At 65.9% G+C, this 15,333-nt stretch carries 15 protein-coding genes and 1 tRNA gene; 4 read left to right on the top strand and 12 right to left on the bottom strand.

The features are described 5' to 3' along the window. Positions 1-68: 68 nt before the first annotated feature. From ACE3P0_RS15100 to ACE3P0_RS15120, 5 genes are all read right to left on the bottom strand, one after another. A complete protein-coding gene (locus tag ACE3P0_RS15100) occupies positions 69-911 on the bottom strand; it encodes an HlyC/CorC family transporter (protein ID WP_374403536.1) in 843 nt (280 codons plus the stop codon). Positions 912-1,033: 122 nt separating this feature from the next. Then, positions 1,034-1,726 (bottom strand): rRNA maturation RNase YbeY, encoded by a 693-nt coding sequence (ybeY, locus tag ACE3P0_RS15105; protein WP_374403538.1) that lies wholly within the window; start codon positions 1,724-1,726, stop codon positions 1,034-1,036. Further along, entirely contained in the window at positions 1,692-2,669 is a 978-nt protein-coding gene (locus ACE3P0_RS15110) for a PhoH family protein (RefSeq protein ID WP_374403539.1), read from the bottom strand. The genes ybeY and ACE3P0_RS15110 overlap by 35 nt, the downstream gene beginning before the upstream one ends. Further along, positions 2,669-4,006, bottom strand: a complete 1,338-nt coding sequence (gene miaB / locus ACE3P0_RS15115; protein ID WP_374403541.1) for a tRNA (N6-isopentenyl adenosine(37)-C2)-methylthiotransferase MiaB — start codon at positions 4,004-4,006, stop codon at positions 2,669-2,671. Before miaB ends, ACE3P0_RS15110 begins: the two co-directional genes overlap by 1 nt. A 53-nt stretch (positions 4,007-4,059) precedes the next feature. Then, on the bottom strand, positions 4,060-4,398 hold the full coding sequence (locus ACE3P0_RS15120) for a hypothetical protein (protein ID WP_374403543.1): 339 nt from the start codon (positions 4,396-4,398) through the stop codon (positions 4,060-4,062). A 113-nt stretch (positions 4,399-4,511) separates the two neighbouring features. Here ACE3P0_RS15120 and ACE3P0_RS15125 point away from each other — a divergent pair. The 3 genes from ACE3P0_RS15125 to ACE3P0_RS15135 all read left to right on the top strand — a co-directional run bounded on the left by ACE3P0_RS15125 (position 4,512) and on the right by ACE3P0_RS15135 (position 6,721). Further along, positions 4,512-4,588: transfer RNA gene (locus ACE3P0_RS15125), tRNA-Met, on the top strand. Between the two features lie 385 nt (positions 4,589-4,973). Further along, positions 4,974-6,128, top strand: a complete 1,155-nt coding sequence (locus ACE3P0_RS15130) for a tetratricopeptide repeat protein (protein ID WP_374403544.1) — start codon at positions 4,974-4,976, stop codon at positions 6,126-6,128. Further along, positions 6,125-6,721, top strand: a complete 597-nt coding sequence (locus tag ACE3P0_RS15135) for an NUDIX hydrolase (protein WP_374403546.1) — start codon at positions 6,125-6,127, stop codon at positions 6,719-6,721. The genes ACE3P0_RS15130 and ACE3P0_RS15135 overlap by 4 nt, the downstream gene beginning before the upstream one ends. 69 nt (positions 6,722-6,790) lie before the next feature. Here ACE3P0_RS15135 and ACE3P0_RS15140 read toward each other — a convergent pair whose 3' ends face one another. The 3 genes from ACE3P0_RS15140 to ACE3P0_RS15150 form a co-directional block, all read right to left on the bottom strand. Then, positions 6,791-7,966, bottom strand: coding sequence for a diguanylate cyclase domain-containing protein (locus ACE3P0_RS15140; RefSeq protein ID WP_374403548.1), 1,176 nt, complete (start codon positions 7,964-7,966; stop codon positions 6,791-6,793). A 165-nt stretch (positions 7,967-8,131) separates the two neighbouring features. Further along, complete coding sequence (locus ACE3P0_RS15145; protein WP_374403549.1) at positions 8,132-8,461, bottom strand: AzlD domain-containing protein; 330 nt, start codon at positions 8,459-8,461, stop codon at positions 8,132-8,134. Beyond that, the gene (locus tag ACE3P0_RS15150) at positions 8,454-9,188 is read right to left on the bottom strand and encodes an AzlC family ABC transporter permease (protein WP_374403550.1); all 735 of its coding nucleotides are present in this window, start codon (positions 9,186-9,188) and stop codon (positions 8,454-8,456) included. Before ACE3P0_RS15150 ends, ACE3P0_RS15145 begins: the two co-directional genes overlap by 8 nt. A 132-nt stretch (positions 9,189-9,320) precedes the next feature. Between ACE3P0_RS15150 and ACE3P0_RS15155 the strand changes: the two genes are divergently transcribed. Continuing rightward, a complete protein-coding gene (locus ACE3P0_RS15155) occupies positions 9,321-9,770 on the top strand; it encodes an MOSC domain-containing protein (RefSeq protein ID WP_374403551.1) in 450 nt (149 codons plus the stop codon). On the opposite strand, the gene ACE3P0_RS15160 is transcribed toward ACE3P0_RS15155, so the two are convergent. The 4 genes from ACE3P0_RS15160 to ACE3P0_RS15175 form a co-directional block, all read right to left on the bottom strand. After that, entirely contained in the window at positions 9,771-10,619 is an 849-nt protein-coding gene (locus ACE3P0_RS15160) for a ferritin-like domain-containing protein (protein WP_374403552.1), read from the bottom strand. Beyond that, positions 10,616-11,929 carry a nitrate/sulfonate/bicarbonate ABC transporter ATP-binding protein gene (locus ACE3P0_RS15165; RefSeq protein WP_374403553.1) on the bottom strand — a complete coding sequence of 438 codons (1,314 nt, stop codon included), beginning with the start codon at positions 11,927-11,929 and terminating at the stop codon, positions 10,616-10,618. Before ACE3P0_RS15165 ends, ACE3P0_RS15160 begins: the two co-directional genes overlap by 4 nt. A gap of 9 nt (positions 11,930-11,938) precedes the next feature. Next, complete coding sequence (locus tag ACE3P0_RS15170; RefSeq protein WP_374403554.1) at positions 11,939-13,669, bottom strand: ABC transporter permease; 1,731 nt, start codon at positions 13,667-13,669, stop codon at positions 11,939-11,941. A gap of 111 nt (positions 13,670-13,780) precedes the next feature. After that, positions 13,781-15,271 carry a carboxypeptidase M32 gene (locus ACE3P0_RS15175; protein WP_374403556.1) on the bottom strand — a complete coding sequence of 497 codons (1,491 nt, stop codon included), beginning with the start codon at positions 15,269-15,271 and terminating at the stop codon, positions 13,781-13,783. Positions 15,272-15,333 lie beyond the last annotated feature (62 nt).

Consider the following 15,333-nt stretch of genomic DNA (forward strand, 5'->3'; position numbering starts at 1 on the left):
GCAGATGCGCGCCGGGCGCCAAAGATCGGCGCCCGGCTCGGTTAAGGAAAGGGCGTGCGGCGAGAAACTCAGCCGCCCACCGCATGCGTGTCGGGTACACGTTCCACCAGCAGCGTGTAGACGCGCCGGCTGTCGGCGCGCAGCACCTGGAAGCGGAAGCCTTCATGCTCGACCACTTCGTTGCGCGTCGGCAAACGGCCCAGCAGATGGATCACGAGGCCACCGACGGTCTTGTAGTCCTCGTGCGGCCAGTCGGTCGCGAAGGCCTCGTTGAAGGCCTCGACCTCGGTTGTCGCCTTCACGCGGTAACGGCCGACCTGGTCGGCGATGATGTTGCCGGCGTCTTCATCGAAATCGTATTCGTCCTCGATGTCGCCGACGATCTGCTCAAGCACGTCCTCGATCGTGATCAGGCCGGCGACGCCGCCGTACTCGTCCACGACGATCGCCATGTGGTTGCGGCTGACGCGGAACTCGCGCAGCAGCACATTGAGGCGCTTGGATTCGGGAATGAAGACGGCCGGCCGCACCAGCTCGCGCAACCCAACCGGCTGGCCCGCAAAGTAGCGCAGCAAATCCTTTGCGAGCAGCACGCCAATCACATCATCACGGTTCTCGCCAATGACCGGGAAGCGGGAGTGGCCCGCCTCGATCGCAAACGCGGCGACCTTGTCGAGCGGGTCATCGACATGCACGACATCCATCTGCGTGCGCGGGATCATGACGTCCTGCACCTGGATGTCTGCGACACCGAGGGCGCCCTCGAGGATCGTGAGGACGTCGGCGTCGAAGATATTGCGTTCGTAGGCCGCGTGAAGCAGATCGAGCAGTTCGCCGCGGTCTTCGGGTTCGCGCGTCATCAGCGCGGAGAGTCGTTCGAGCAGGGTCGGCCGACTACTGGAAGGTTCCATAAAAGGAAGGGTGAGTGGTAAGGGGCAAACTGTCGGTACTGCCCGGCAGCTTGCCGCTGACCGCTCCCCACAAATTGAGCCGCGGGGGTACAACACCCCCGCAGCGGGTTCTTCAAGGCCGATCAGGCCGCATAGGGATCAGGATAGCCCAGCGCCGCGAGGATTTCGCGCTCGACCGATTCCATCTCCTCGGCGTCATCGTCGTTCTCGTGGTCCCAACCCTGTAGGTGCAGGGCGCCGTGCACGATCATGTGGGCCGCATGCGCTTCGAGCGTCTTGCCCTGCTCTTTCGCCTCGCGCTGCACCACTGGCCAGCACACGACGAGATCGCCCACCACCAGCGGCTCCTCGGTGTAGGGGAAGGACAGCACGTTGGTCGCGTAGTCCTTGCCGCGGAACTCCAGGTTCAGCGCCTTGCTCTCGGCCTCGCCGACAAAGCGCACGGTGATCTCGGCATCGGTGCCCAGCGCGGCGGAAATCCACTCGCGAACCGCAGCCTTGGACGGCAGGCCCTTCTTCTCGTCCTTGCCAAGTTCCTTCTGCACGGTGAGTTCCAGGTCGTGTTCGGCCGCCTCGGCCTCGCCTTCCTGTTCAGCCACCGCCAGCACATGCAGGGTCGCGAGGTTAGCCGCGCCCGGTTGCACCAGCATGACAGGCAGCCCCGTTTCCGCATGCGCTTCGATCGCGAGGTCACCCATATCACCGGGCGGGAAGGCGAGGCGCAGGTAACGGCCATCGGTGAGCGGGATCTCGATCGAGGCAACCTCGATCTCGCGGCGCTTACCCTTGGCGTTCAGGACGGTGATGGTCTTCATGGTTTTGCTCCGCGGCGTCTTTTTCGTAGGCTGCGACGATGCGCGCCACCAGCGGGTGGCGCACGACGTCTTCTTTCTGGAAACGGGTCGTGCCGATGCCGCGCACCCCCGTGAGTATCCGGGTCGCCTCCGAGAGGCCACTCTTGTGGCCGCGCGGCAGGTCGATCTGTGTGATGTCGCCAGTGATCACCGCTTTGGAGCCGATGCCCATGCGGGTCAGGAACATCTTGATCTGCTCCGGCGTGGTGTTCTGCGCTTCATCGAGGATGATGAACGCGTGGTTCAGCGTACGCCCACGCATGAAGGCGAGCGGCGCGATCTCGATGCACTGGCGCTCGAAGAGCTTCGCCACGCGATCGAAGCCCATCAGGTCGTAAAGCGCGTCGTACAAGGGCCGCAGGTAAGGATCGACCTTCTGCGCCAGATCGCCAGGCAAAAAGCCGAGGCGCTCGCCCGCCTCCACAGCGGGCCGCGTCAGCACGATGCGCTCGACCTGCTGGCGCTCGAAGGCGTCGACTGCGCAAGCGACGGCAAGATAGGTCTTGCCGGTACCGGCCGGGCCGATGCCAAAGGTGATGTCGTGTTCCTGGATGTTGCGGATGTACTCGGTCTGCCGTGGCGTGCGGCCGTGCAGATCGCCCTTCCGGGTTAGCAAACCCGTCGCCGGCTGCATCGCCTGCGAGGTGTTGTTGAGTTCGACCATGCCGAGCTGGATGTCCTCGATCGTCAGCTCCTCGTCGGCCCGCTCGTACAGGAAGTTGATCGCACGCGCAGCAAGCCGCGCCTGGGCGACATCACCGCGCAAGGCAAAGCGTTCGCCGCGACGGGCAATCGCTACGTCGTACGCGGCTTCGATCTGGCGGATGTTCTCGTCGAGCGGCCCGCACAGCTTCGCAAGGCGATCGTTGTCGAGCGGGTTGAGCGAGATCTCGATCGGTTTCATCAGTCGGCGATCACCACTTCGCCACGCAGCGAGTGCGGCAACGCGGAGACGATCTTCACATTGATGAAGTGGCCGATCTGGCGTGCGTTGCCCAGGAAGTTGACGATGCGGTTGTTATCCGTGCGGCCTGCCAGCTCTTCGGCGTTCTTGCGCGACGGCCCTTCAACGAGGATGCGCTGCACGGTACCGACCATGCGCGCGCTGTGCTCGGCGTATTGCTCGTCGATGCGCTTCTGCAGCCGCGCCAGCCGCGCGAGCTTCACTTCCTGCGGCGTGTCGTCGGCCATATCGGCGGCCGGCGTACCCGGGCGCGGACTGTAGACGAAGCTGAAGCTGCCATCGAAACCGATGTCGTCGATCAGCTTCATCGTCGCTTCGAAATCGGCCTCGGTCTCGCCGGGGAAACCGACGATGAAGTCCGAGGTCAGCGACAGGTCCGGCCGAGCGGCGCGCAGCTTGCGCACGATCGACTTGAACTCAAGTATCGAGTATCCGCGCTTCATCGCCGCCAGCACACGATCCGAACCGCTCTGCACCGGCAGGTGCAACTGCGACACGAGTTTCGGCAGTGTGGCGTAGGCCTCGAACACCCGCGGCGTCATCTCGCGCGGATGCGAAGTCGTGTAGCGGATGCGCTCGATGCCGGGCAGGTCGTGCACGCATTCAAGCAGGAAGGCGAAATCACCCATCTCCTCGCCCCCCTTGGTCAGCGGCGCGCGCCAGGCATTCACGTTCTGGCCCAGCAGCGTCACTTCCTTCACACCCTGCGCGGTGAGGCCGGCGATCTCAGTCAGGATGTCGTCGAGCGGGCGCGACACTTCCTCGCCGCGGGTGTAGGGCACGACGCAGAAGGTGCAGTACTTCGAGCAACCTTCCATGATCGACACAAAAGCGCTCGCGCCCTCGACGCGCGCCGGCGGCATCGAATCGAACTTCTCGATCTCGGGGAAGCTGATGTCCACCTGCGCACGGCCGCTTTCCTTGCGCTGCGCGATCAGGCTGGGCAGGCGGTGCAGCGTCTGCGGTCCGAACACCACGTCGACATAAGGCGCGCGCTCGACGATCGCAGCACCTTCCTGCGACGCAACGCAGCCACCCACGCCGATGATCAGGTTCGGGTTGAGCTGCTTCAGGTGCTTGACCCGTCCGAGGTCGTGGAACACCTTCTCCTGCGCCTTCTCGCGCACCGAACAGGTGTTGAAGAGGATCACATCAGCCTCTTCCGGGTTGTCGGTTTTTTCGAGCGTTTCGTTGGCGCCCAGCACGTCGGCCATCTTGTCCGAGTCGTACTCGTTCATCTGGCAGCCAAACGTGCGGATATAAAGCTTCTTCGTCATTGCAATACCCTGCGCGTCGCTACCGGCTTCTCGGCACGGAACGCGACACGCGATCAACTCTGGTCAATTTCTTCGGCGGAGAGAATCCACACCCGCCACACTGCGCCCTGGCTGTCGAACTGCACGCGGACCTTCAGGCGCATGTCGCCAACGAGGTTGGCCGGCAGCACAAGCAGGTTGTTCTGATCGCGAATCTGCAGCCCCGGCGCCACCGCGAAACTCTGGTTGCGCTCGAACAGCAACAGCACGCTGGTGCCGAAAGTCATCGCGCTGCCATCGAAGGCCTTGAGCGTCGTGACCTGGCTATCGACCGGGAACTGCCGCGGTGCGCCCGCCCAAGCCGCCCCCCACACAAACAGCCCCACCAACAAAGCCATCATCGTTCGCAGCATCGGATTTCCTTAGGCCCCCAACGGGCGGCGAATCAAAACAAGGACTTGCGCGGATTATAGCCCAAGCAACGCTTGACCCGGCTTTCCGACCGCGCTATATTTGCGGGCTGCGTGGTGATGTAGCTCAGATGGTTAGAGCGATGGATTCATAACCCATAGGTCGGCGGTTCGACTCCGCCCATCACCACCAACGCATTCAAAGCCGCTGATTCCGCAAGGGTCGGCGGCTTTTTCGTTTCTCGCCACGGGCGTCGCAGTGCGTTGCTCCGCACGGTTACGGCCGCCCGAGGCCCCCGGTCAGCATACTAGGGATCGACGCGGCATGCGGCAATCGGGCAGCCGTGGCGCCGATATCGCGTCGCCAGGAGCGTCGCCCTAGCTTCACGCTCGAATCATCGCGGCGAACATCCGGCGTCCAAACGGGGGCCACCTCGTTCGAGCGACCGCACAGTCGTACGCCAACGCGCTGCGCCGCGGGCCACAAGCACCTCTGCAGCAAATGCCCCCTGCTGTTTTGCCGGCCAAGCGACTACGATGGAAGTCGGCGTCGCGCCGCTGCGGCAGGAGGTCTGCACATGAGAGCTTTGATTGCGCTGCTGTCAGTGCTGTTGCTCGGCGCCTGCACGTCGCTGGAGCCAAGCCCGGACGCACGCGCGCTCTTCGACGACAAGGCCTTCACGCCACCCGCCGAACCGATTTCAGCCCAGCGCGTGTTTGCCGTCAGCGACGCGATGCGGCGTTATCTGCAGGGGCCCGCAGCCGAACGCATGAGTCAGCTCGGCTTGAAGGCAGGCTTGGTCGACGCGCTCTACAAGCAGGACCAACTCAAGCTCGAGTACGACTCCGAAACCACGCGCACCGCGGCCGAAGCCTTCGACGCAAAAGCCGGCAACTGCCTCTCGCTGGTCATCATGACGGCTGCCTTTGCGAAAGAGCTGGGGCTGGCCGTGCGCTTCCAGCGCTACACAGCGGACCCGACGCTGGGGCGCAGCGCCAATCTGCAGTTCTCGATTGACCACATCAACGTCACGCTGGACACCCGCCCGCCCGACCCGCGGCTGGGGCAGTTGATGGTCGATTCGATGACGGTCGACTTCCTGCCGCCTGAAGACCTGCGCGGGCTGCGCGTACGGCAGGTGAGCGAAGCGACGGTGATTGCGATGTTCATGAACAATCGCGCGGCCGAATCGCTGGCGCAGGGGCAGGTCGACGCGGCCTACTGGTGGGCGCGAGAAGCGATCCGTTCGGATCGGCGGTTTACCAGCGCGTACAACACGCTGGGCGTGATCTATCGGCGACACGGCCAGCCGGCCGCTGCGATGCGCGCCTTTGACGAAGCGCTCGAACTCGAACCGAACAACACGCAGGCCCTCTTCAACCAGGCCGATGTAATGGCCGAGCAAGGCCACGTGGCCGAAGCGGCGGCGCTGCGCGAGCGCCTCGCGAAGATCGACCCGGAACCCGCCTTCAGCTTCTTCGAGCGCGGTCGCACCGCGATGGATGCCGGCGACTACGCCACCGCGCGCGACCTATTCGCGCGCGAGGTCGCGCGTGCGCCCTACTATCACGAGTTCCATTTCTGGCTGGCGCTTGCGCACTTCCACCTCGGTGAGCTGCCGCTGGCGCAACGCGAGCTGCAACTCGCGCGCGACAACAGCACCACCGGCAAGGATCGCTCACGCTACGGGGCTAAACTCGAGCATCTTCGCCGCCTCCAATCCACCCGTTGACCACGCCCGACCCACACACCCTGCCGATTCGCCGCGCTGCGCGCCTGATCGTGCTGGATGCTCGCGATCGCGTGCTGCTGTTCCGCTTCGAGCACACCGAAGGCCCGCTCGCCGGCAGCACGTTCTGGACAACGCCCGGGGGCGCATTGGCACCCGACGAATCATGGCGCGACGCGGCCTCGCGTGAATTGCTCGAAGAGACGGGGCTCGGCGGCCTCGCGATAGGGGCCGAGCTGGGCGAGCGCAGCTTCGCGATGCAGCTGCCGGATGGCGACTGGGTGCGCGCCGAGGAGCGCTTCTACCTCGTCCGCACGACGCAGACGGAAATCAGCCGCACCGGCTGGAGCGAAGCGGAGCGCCGCATCATGCGCGAGCACCGTTGGTGGTCGCAGGACGAGATCGCCAGCGCGCAACACGAGCGCTTCCCGCGCCCCCTACCCGATCTGCTCGCCAAGGCTGCGGCGACCTCAGCGCTGCGCCGAAGCCGCTCCGCGCGGAGTGATGTCGACCTCCTTGCCGTACATCGTGTGCATCATGCAACCGTAGTCCGCAATCGGCGGCAGGCCCGTCGAGGCGCGCCGGTGATCGAGTGAGTCGGAAGGAAGCATGTCAGCCGTGGCCATGAGCACGATCGTAGCGCGCCCGCGGCGCGGCGCCGGCGCTCAGGCCGTCTGCGCGCCCGGCTCGCTGGGCAGCGAGGTCAGCGTCGTATGGCCGTGGTTGATTTCGCCGGCGGTAACGACCTGCCCACGCCCCCCGTTCTTGGCGGCGTAGAGGGCCTCGTCAGCCAGTTCCAGCAGTTCGGTGCCCTCGCCCGCGTCATCCGGGAACAACGCAAGACCGGCGCTGGCGCCGACCCGCAGCACCTTGTCCTCATGGCGGATCGGGCGCGAGATGCGCAACACCAGGTCGCGTGCTCGGCGCACCGCATACACCGGGTCGTCGACCTCGCCAATGATCACGACGAACTCGTCGCCCCCCATACGGCAAACCGTATCTTCACTGCGCAGGGCGCTCTTCATGCGTTTGCTGACCCGGCGCAATACCACGTCGCCAATCGCATGGCCGTACGTGTCATTGACCGGCTTGAAACCATCGAGGTCGATCACCACCACCGCTGCATGGCAACGTCGCCGCCGTGCGCGCAGGACCGCCTGCTCAAGGCGGTCCTGCAACAGGCGCCGGTTCGGCAGGCCGGTCAGCGGGTCGCGGTTGGCCTTGGCCTCCAGCGACGAGATCCGTGCATGCCCCTGGTGCGACAGGTGCCGCATCACTCGGATCAGCACCAGCCCGAACAACAGCGCCGCAATCAGCGCCGCCGCAACCGCCCACTGCACCCACTGCAGCGATTCGAGGTGACGAACCTGGCTCAGTTCCAGGCGGTCTTCGAGCGAGACCTTCATCGCATCGATCCAGGCGTGCGCAGCCAGCAGTACATAGGTGTTGCCCAACTCGCCCGGCTGCATCGCACCAGCTTCCGGATCCAGATCGGGATTCAGCGGCGGCTGGCGTTGGCGCATGTCCAGCAGCGCACCAAGCTTGGTCAGGCGCCGCTGCTGTGCCGCATCATCGGCGGCCAACTGCAGGCACTCAGAGAGCAACCGTGACACGTTCGCGTCGTCGTCCGGCGCCACAACAGCCGGAATCGCGTTGGCGAGGATGGCCGCACGCAATGACTCAAGGCGATGCAGCAAATGCGCCAGCCGTTCGCCCTCGCGCTGCGCGTCCATCATGCGCGACGCCGCCCAGCCACCGAAGACGCAGCAGACCAGCGCGAGCAGGCTCAGCGCAATCAACTTGCGGCGCGACGGGGCATCGAGGATGTATTTGACGGACATGCGCAGGGGGGCTCGGATCAAGGCGCACCAGCCGGCGTGAAGCCTGCACCACCCGATACGCAACCGGGGATGTTAGCAGCGCCGCCAGGGCCTGAAACCGTAATGACCGCACGTCCGCGACGGGCGTCACGCCGTACTGTCAGGGCAAGGGTTCAGCCACTCTGCTCAGGGCAGAAAGTGCTGCGCCAGCCACAGCGCCAGCAGGCCGGCCCCGATCGTCAGCGACACGCTGCGGGTGTAGAGCGCAACCAGGGCCGCAAGCAGTGCGGCGATCGGCCGGGGGCTCAGCAACGACAGCGCCACCGCCCCGTCGCGCACGAAGATCTCCGGCGCGATCAGAGCCGCCAGCACGGCGGGTGGCACATAGCGCATCAGGGCTTGCAGGCGGGGGCCGAGCGCCAGCCGCCGCCCACCCGCGATGAACGAGAAGCGGGTCAGGAAGGTGACGGCGCCGCAGGCAACGAGGGTGAGAACGAGGCCGATGCCGTCACGCATGTCCCGCCCTCCGGTCGAAGCGGCGGCTGGCAGCCCCCGCGGCAATGCCGGCAACGGCGGCCGCGATGATCCACAATTTATGCGGCAAGCCTTGCGCAGCGAGCGCCACGGTGCCCGCAACCAGCGCGGCGACCAGCTCACTGCGGCGGTGAATGCCGGGCAGCAGCAAGGCGATGAAGGTCAGCGCGATCGAGAAATCGAGCGACCAGGAAGCGGGTATCGCCGCGCCGAGCAGCACGCCGGCACCGGTGGACAGCTGCCAAGAGGCCCACAGCGTGAAGCCGGCGCCGAACAGGAACCAATGCCGATTCGGCGTCGCCGGGCCATCCGCAAAGCGGCGGATCGTCGGCGCATAGGCTTCGTCGGTCAGCAGATAGGCCAGCAGTACCCGCCAGCGCATCGGCAATTCGCGCAGGTACTGCGCAAGGCTGGCGCTGTAGAGCGCATGCCGCAGGTTTACCACCCCCACGGTCGCAGTGATCACCGGCGCCGGCACCTGTGCCCCCCAAAGCTGCGCAAACACCACCTGCGATGAGCCGCCGAATACCACCGACGACATCGCGACCACCCCCCAGGCCGGCAGGCCCGCCGCGAGGCCGAGCACGCCGAAGATCAGGCCGAAGGGGACCACCCCGAGCAGCAGCGGGAGTTCAGCTTTGATGCCGGCGAGGCACTCGCCCCAAGCGGATGCGGGGGCTGTTTGGTTGGGATCAGTATCGGCTGACACGAGGCAGGACTTCTTCGGGCAAGAGCCGGGATTATCACCGAGCCAACACCCGCGCGTCGCCGCCGAACACATCTTCGACACATGGCGTTGCTATGCTGCAGCCGAATCCAATCACCGCACACGGAGGGCCCGATGTCGCGTGTTGTCCAGATCCTGATCGCTGCCTCGGAAGGCGCGCCGATGTCGCCGATGCAGGAAGTAGAGGCCGTCGCCGGCTGCGGCCTGCGCGGCGATCGCTACTTTCGCCCTGCAGGGGACGCGGACCCCGCCTCGCAGATCACGCTGATCGAACGCGAATGCATCGATGAATTCGTTGCGAACTCGGGACTTGCGCTGGCCCCCGAGCAGCCGCGGCGCAACCTGGTGACCAGCGGCGTGCGCCTCAACGATTTGTGTGGCAAGCGTTTCCGGGTCGGCGACGTGGTACTTGAGGGAATCGAACTGTGCGAGCCCTGTCGCACCTTCGCCGAACGCACCTATGCGCAGATCGTGAAAGCCTTCGTCGGCAAGGGCGGCCTGCGTGCGCGCATCGTCAGCGGCGGCCTGATCCGGCCCGGCGATACGGTCAGCGAAGTGGCCTGATCAGGCCGGTTTGCGCGGCGTGCGGTAAGGCGCCGGCCGCTCGTTCGCGAGGCGATCCAGTTCGTCTTCGCTGAAGCCAGCCTGCAGACGCGCCGGCACATTGAAGGGCGGCTTGGGCCAGGGCGCGTCGAAACGCACGATCAGCTCACGGTAGGTCGACTCGGCTTGCAGGCCGCGCGCCGCACAGCCAGCGCGGAACCAGCGGTCGCCGATTGCGACATGGCCGATCTCGTCGCGCAGGATGATCTGCAGCACCGCCACGGTGTCGGCATCGCCACCCTTGAGCAGCTTGTCGATCATCGGCGGCGTCGCATCCAGCCCGCGCGCTTCGAGCAGTCGCGGCACCAGGGCCATGCGCGCGACGAAGTCGCCCGCGGTGTCGCAACACATGTCCCACAGCCCGTTGTGGGCCGGGAAGTCACCATAGCTGTAACCATCTGCCGCAAGTCGACCGCATACCAGGCCGAAGTGCTGAGCTTCCTCCTCGGCAACGCCGAGCCAGTCGGTCACGAACGCGTCGGGCTGATCCCAGAATCGCGCGACGCAATCGAGCGCGAGGTTGATCGCGTTGAACTCGATATGCGCCACCGCGTGCAGCAGGGCCGCATGGCCCTCACGGCTGCCGGGCGCGCGTCGCGGCACCGCATCGGGTGACACCAGTTCCGGCCGCGGCGGGCGCCCGGGTACGAACACCGGTTCGCTGACGACAGCGCAACCCGCGCGCGCCAAGCGACCGGCCCGCCAGTCGGCATTCAGCGCACGCACTGCGGCAGATTTATCCGCCGGGTCCGCGCACATCAGCGCCGCCAGCGCGGCGGCTTCGACCGTGGCCAGCTGCGCCGAACTCATGCGCCAGCTTCAGCCTCGTCACCATCCGGCAGATGGATCAGGCCCGTGTGGTAGTTGTACTCGAACACCTCGCCGTAACGGCCCCACTCGATCGCGGTACGCAGGGTGTGTTCGGCGTCCGCCGCGTCCATGGTTTCGGCGAGCAGACGAAGGAAGGGCTCTTCGGCCAGCTCGCCTGAAGCCTCTTGCTCCAGGCTGTGGCGGATATGCGCGGCGATCGGCACATGCGCGAGCAACTGCTGGCCGAAGAGTTCGTGCCGCAGCGTGTTCTGCCCTTCCACATAACGGCGCCCGAGCGGCGTGACCGAGATGTCGCCGCGTGCCAGATGAACGAAGCCGAGCAGCTGCAGCGCCTCGGTGAGCGGCAGCAGCTCTTCGTCGGTGAGTTCGGATTCTTCGGCGAACTGCGGCAAGTCGGCGATGCCGTTGAAGGGCTCGCCGACCAGCAGCTCCAGCACGCCTTCCATGCGGCTGACGTCGGCTTCCGGCAGGCGGTCACCCAGATGCAGGCGCACCGGCTCTTCTGCCGGGCGGCCGGCTCGCGGCGCGCTGGCGGTCATCAAGGCATACACCTCGTCGATCAGCGCACGGATCTCGGTGCTGTCCACTTCGCGCGGGCGGCGCAGGTCGATCGCGAGTTCGGCGCGCACCCGGCCCGGGTTGTTCGCAAACACCAGCACGCGGTCGGCCATCATCACCGCCTCTTCGATGTTGTGCGACACGATCAGCATGCCCTTGGTCGGCATCTTGCCGCTGTCCCACAGCTCCAGCATGTCGTCGCGCAGGCGCTCGCCGGTCAGCACATCGAGCGCGGAGAAGGCTTCGTCCATCAGCAGCACTTCGGGGTCGGTGACCAGCGCACGCGCGATACCTACACGCTGCCGCATACCGCCGGAAAGCTCGCGCGGCAGCGCGCCTTCGAAACCAGAAAGGCCGATCAGGTCGATCGCCGCCTCGGCTTTGGCCTCGCGTTCGTCCGGCGATACGCCGCGCGCCTCCAGCCCCAGCTCTACGTTCTGCTGCACCGTGAGCCACGGGAACAGCGCGAAGGATTGGAACACCATGCTGATGCCGCGCGCCGGCCCGTACAGCGGCTGGCCACGGTAGCGCACATCGCCAGCATCCGCCGGGATCAGGCCGGCGAGGATGCGCAGCAGCGTCGACTTGCCCGAGCCGGACTGACCCAGAAGCGCAACGATCTCGCCTTCGCGCAGTTCGAAGTCGACGTTCTCCAGCACCGCACGCGGGGTGCCGTCGCTGCTGCGGTAGGACTTGCCCACGTCCTTGAGGGAAATGATCGGCCCGGTCATCGCGGACTCCTAGAAATGCATCCGGTCTTCGGCGATGCGATACAGGCGCCGCCAGACGAAATGATTGAAACCCATCACGAACACGCACATCACGCCGATACCCAGCGCAATGCGCGGGAAGTCGCCGGTGGCCGTCATCCGTGCGATGTAGCTGCCAAGCCCGTGCGCCTCAAGGGTCGTATTACCCCAAGTGACGTACTCGGACACGATGCTCGCGTTCCACGAACCACCGCTGGCAGTGATTGCGCCGGTGACGAAGCTCGGGAATACCGCGGGCAGCAGGTAGCGCTTCCACTTCAGCCAACCTTTCAGCCCGAGGTTCTTCGCGGCATAGCGCAGTTCGGTCGGCACACTCGATGCGCCCGCGATCACGTTGAACAGCAGGTACCACTGCGTGCCCAGCACCATCAGCGGCGACAGCCAGACATCCGGATTCAGGTGCCAATGCACGATCGCGAGCACCGCGATCGGGTACATCAAATTGGCCGGGAAGGCTGCGAGGAATTGCGCCACCGCCTGCAGCCGATCGGCCGCGCGCGGATGCAGCCCGATCCAGATGCCGACCGGCACCCACACCAGCGCTGCGAGCCCGATCAGTACCATCACGCGCAGCAGCGTGATGAGCCCGAGCCCGAACACATGCGCGACTTCGCCCCAACCAACTTCGGCATGCACGAAGCTGGCAAGCCGCCAAGTGGCGAACAGCACCAGCGCCGCGAGCACCGCATCCCATGCGCGGCGTACGCCCTCGCTGACCGGCTTCGGCCGCGCGCGGATCGAGGTGCCGTCGTAGTCGCGCTTGAACAGCGTGAAGGAGCGTTCGAGCAGCTTCGCCGCGCCGACCGCAATGCCCTGCAGGCGGTCGGTCCGCCGCAGCCAGGTCAGCAGCCACGAAGATTGCGCGGTCTCGCCCGAAGCCTGTTCGAAGCGGAACTTGTCGGCCCACGCCAGCAGCGGGCGGAAGAACAACTGGTCGTAGCAGATGATGCCGATCAGCATCGCGCCGATCGCCCAGCCGATCGCAACCATGTTCTGCTCTTCGATCGCACACGCGATGTAGGAGCCGATACCCGGCAGCTTGATGCTCTGGTTCGACACCGAGATCGCCTCGGACGCCACGACGAAGAACCAGCCGCCGGACATCGACATCATCATGTTCCACAGCAGGCCCGGCATCGCGAAAGGCAGCTCCAGCCGCCAGAAGCGCTGCCAGCTCGATAGCTGGAAGATGCGCGCCGCTTCCTGCAGTTCGCCCGGCACCGTCTTGAGCGACTGGTACAGGCTGAAGGCCATGTTCCAGGCCTGCGAGGTGAAGATCGCGAAGATCGCCGCACATTCCACCCCCAGAAGATTGCCGGGAAACAGCGCGATGAAGCCGGTCACCGTGATCGACAGGAAGCCCAGAATGGGGATGGACTGCAGGATATCCAGCGCCGGCACCAGCACCTTTTCGGCGACCCGGTACTTGGCCGCCAGCGCGGCGAAGATGCAGCTGAAGATCAGCGAAGCGCCGAGCGCAAGGAACATGCGCAGCGTGGTGCGCATCAGGTAATACGGCAGCCACACCGGATCGAGCGACAGCGGCAACTGCTCGCCGATCGCATAGGGGCGCGCCATCTGCGACGCGCCGTAGGCCAGCATCGTCAGCAGCGCGAGAAACAAGGGCAGCAGGGCCCAGTCCCAGCGGTTACCACCAGACTCGACCACCTGGCGCGGGAAAAACTGTTTCGGATTCATCATGTCAGGTGGTGCCGGCCGTCGGCGGCGCGAAGCGGCGGTGGAGTCTACCGGGAAGCCGCGTCAGCGATGTTACGAATCGTCAGCGGCGCCCTACCCCGGCGTTGATGGCGTTCAACTCAGGTAGCGCGCCTCCAGATGCAGGCGGAAGTGTTCCGGGTTCAGCGCCTCGCCGCTGGCGCGCTGCACCAGCTCGGGCGTGGTCCAGCGGCTGGCTTGCGACCAGATGTTCGTTCTCAGCCACTCGAACACCGGCGCATCGTCGCCTACGGCGATGCGTGCATCCAGATCCGGCGTGCTGCGGCGGATCGCAGCGAACCACTGCGCGGCATACAGCGCACCCAGCGTGTAACACGGGAAGTAGCCGAAGGCACCGCCAGCCCAGTGCGGGTCCTGCATGCAGCCATCGCGGTAGTCGCCGCGGGTGTCGAGGCCAAGCAGGTCACGCATGCCTTCATCCCACGCGGCTGGCGCGTCTTCGGCCTGCATGTCGCCGGCGATCAGCGCGCGCTCGATATCGAAGCGCAGCATCACGTGACAGGGGTAGGTCGCCTCGTCCGCATCGACGCGGATCTTGCCGGCCACCACGCGGGTCGCGGCGCGCACCCAGTTTTCCGGCTCGAACGCAGCTTGCGCGCCGAAGTAATGAGCCAGCCGCGGCGCAAGTCGCTCGAGAAAACCACGCGAGCGCGCCAGTTGCATCTCGAATGCGAGGCTCTGGCTCTCGTGGATGCCCATCGAGCGCCAAGACCCTATCGGCCGCCCCAGCCAGGCGCGCGGGCTACCCTGTTCATAGCGCGAGTGGCCGGTTTCGTGGATCGTGGAGAACAGCGCGACCGAGAAATCGTGCTCGCGGAATCGCGTGGTCATCCGCACATCCTCGGGCACGCCGCCGCTGAAGGGATGAGTGCTCTCGTCGAGCCGGCCGCGTTCGAAATCGAAGCTGAGCGCTTCGGCGATTTCGCGCACCAGCGCTCGCTGCGCATCGAGCGCGAAGGGGCCGACGGGTTCGATCACCGTTTCGCTTGCCTGCTTCTCGCGAATCCGCGCGATCAGCCCCGGCAGCCAGCCGCGCATCGCGCCGAACACGCGGGCCACTTCGTCGCTGCGCATGCCGGGCTCGAAGCCTTCCAGCAAAGCATCGTAGGGCGACACGCCCAGCGCGTCGGACAAACGTGCCGCCTCTTCACGGCTCAGGCGCAGCACCTCGCGGAAGTTCGGCAGGTAGGCCGCCCAGTCATTCGCCTGACGTTGCGCGCGCCATTCGTACTCGCAACGCGAGGCGGCCAGCCCCTTCGCTTCGACCAGTTCCGCCGGTAGCGCGGTGGCGAGCAGGTAGGCGCGCTGCATCTCGCGCAGATCGGCGCGCGCCTCGTCGTCGAGCGTCTCCTGCTCAGCCGCTTTCAGCTCATCGGCGATCACCGGATCCGTACTGCGCGCGTGCATCAGCTGTTGCAGCTCCGCCAGCGCGAGCGCTCGCGCCTCGGCGCCGCCCGGCGGCATGAGGGTCTCGCGATCGACGCTGGCGATCTGCACCAGATGATTCAAGCGGTGCAGCGAGCGGCTGCGCGCCATCAGCGCGTCGTAAGCAGGGGTGTTCGACATTGGTGGTGTCCTTCCAGTCAGTACGGCGCGACCTCGTGAGTCGCGCCGGTGGGTATGGCAAG

The sequence above is a fragment of the Niveibacterium sp. genome, assembly GCF_041909475.1.
Taxonomy (GTDB): Bacteria; Pseudomonadota; Gammaproteobacteria; order Burkholderiales; family Rhodocyclaceae; genus Niveibacterium.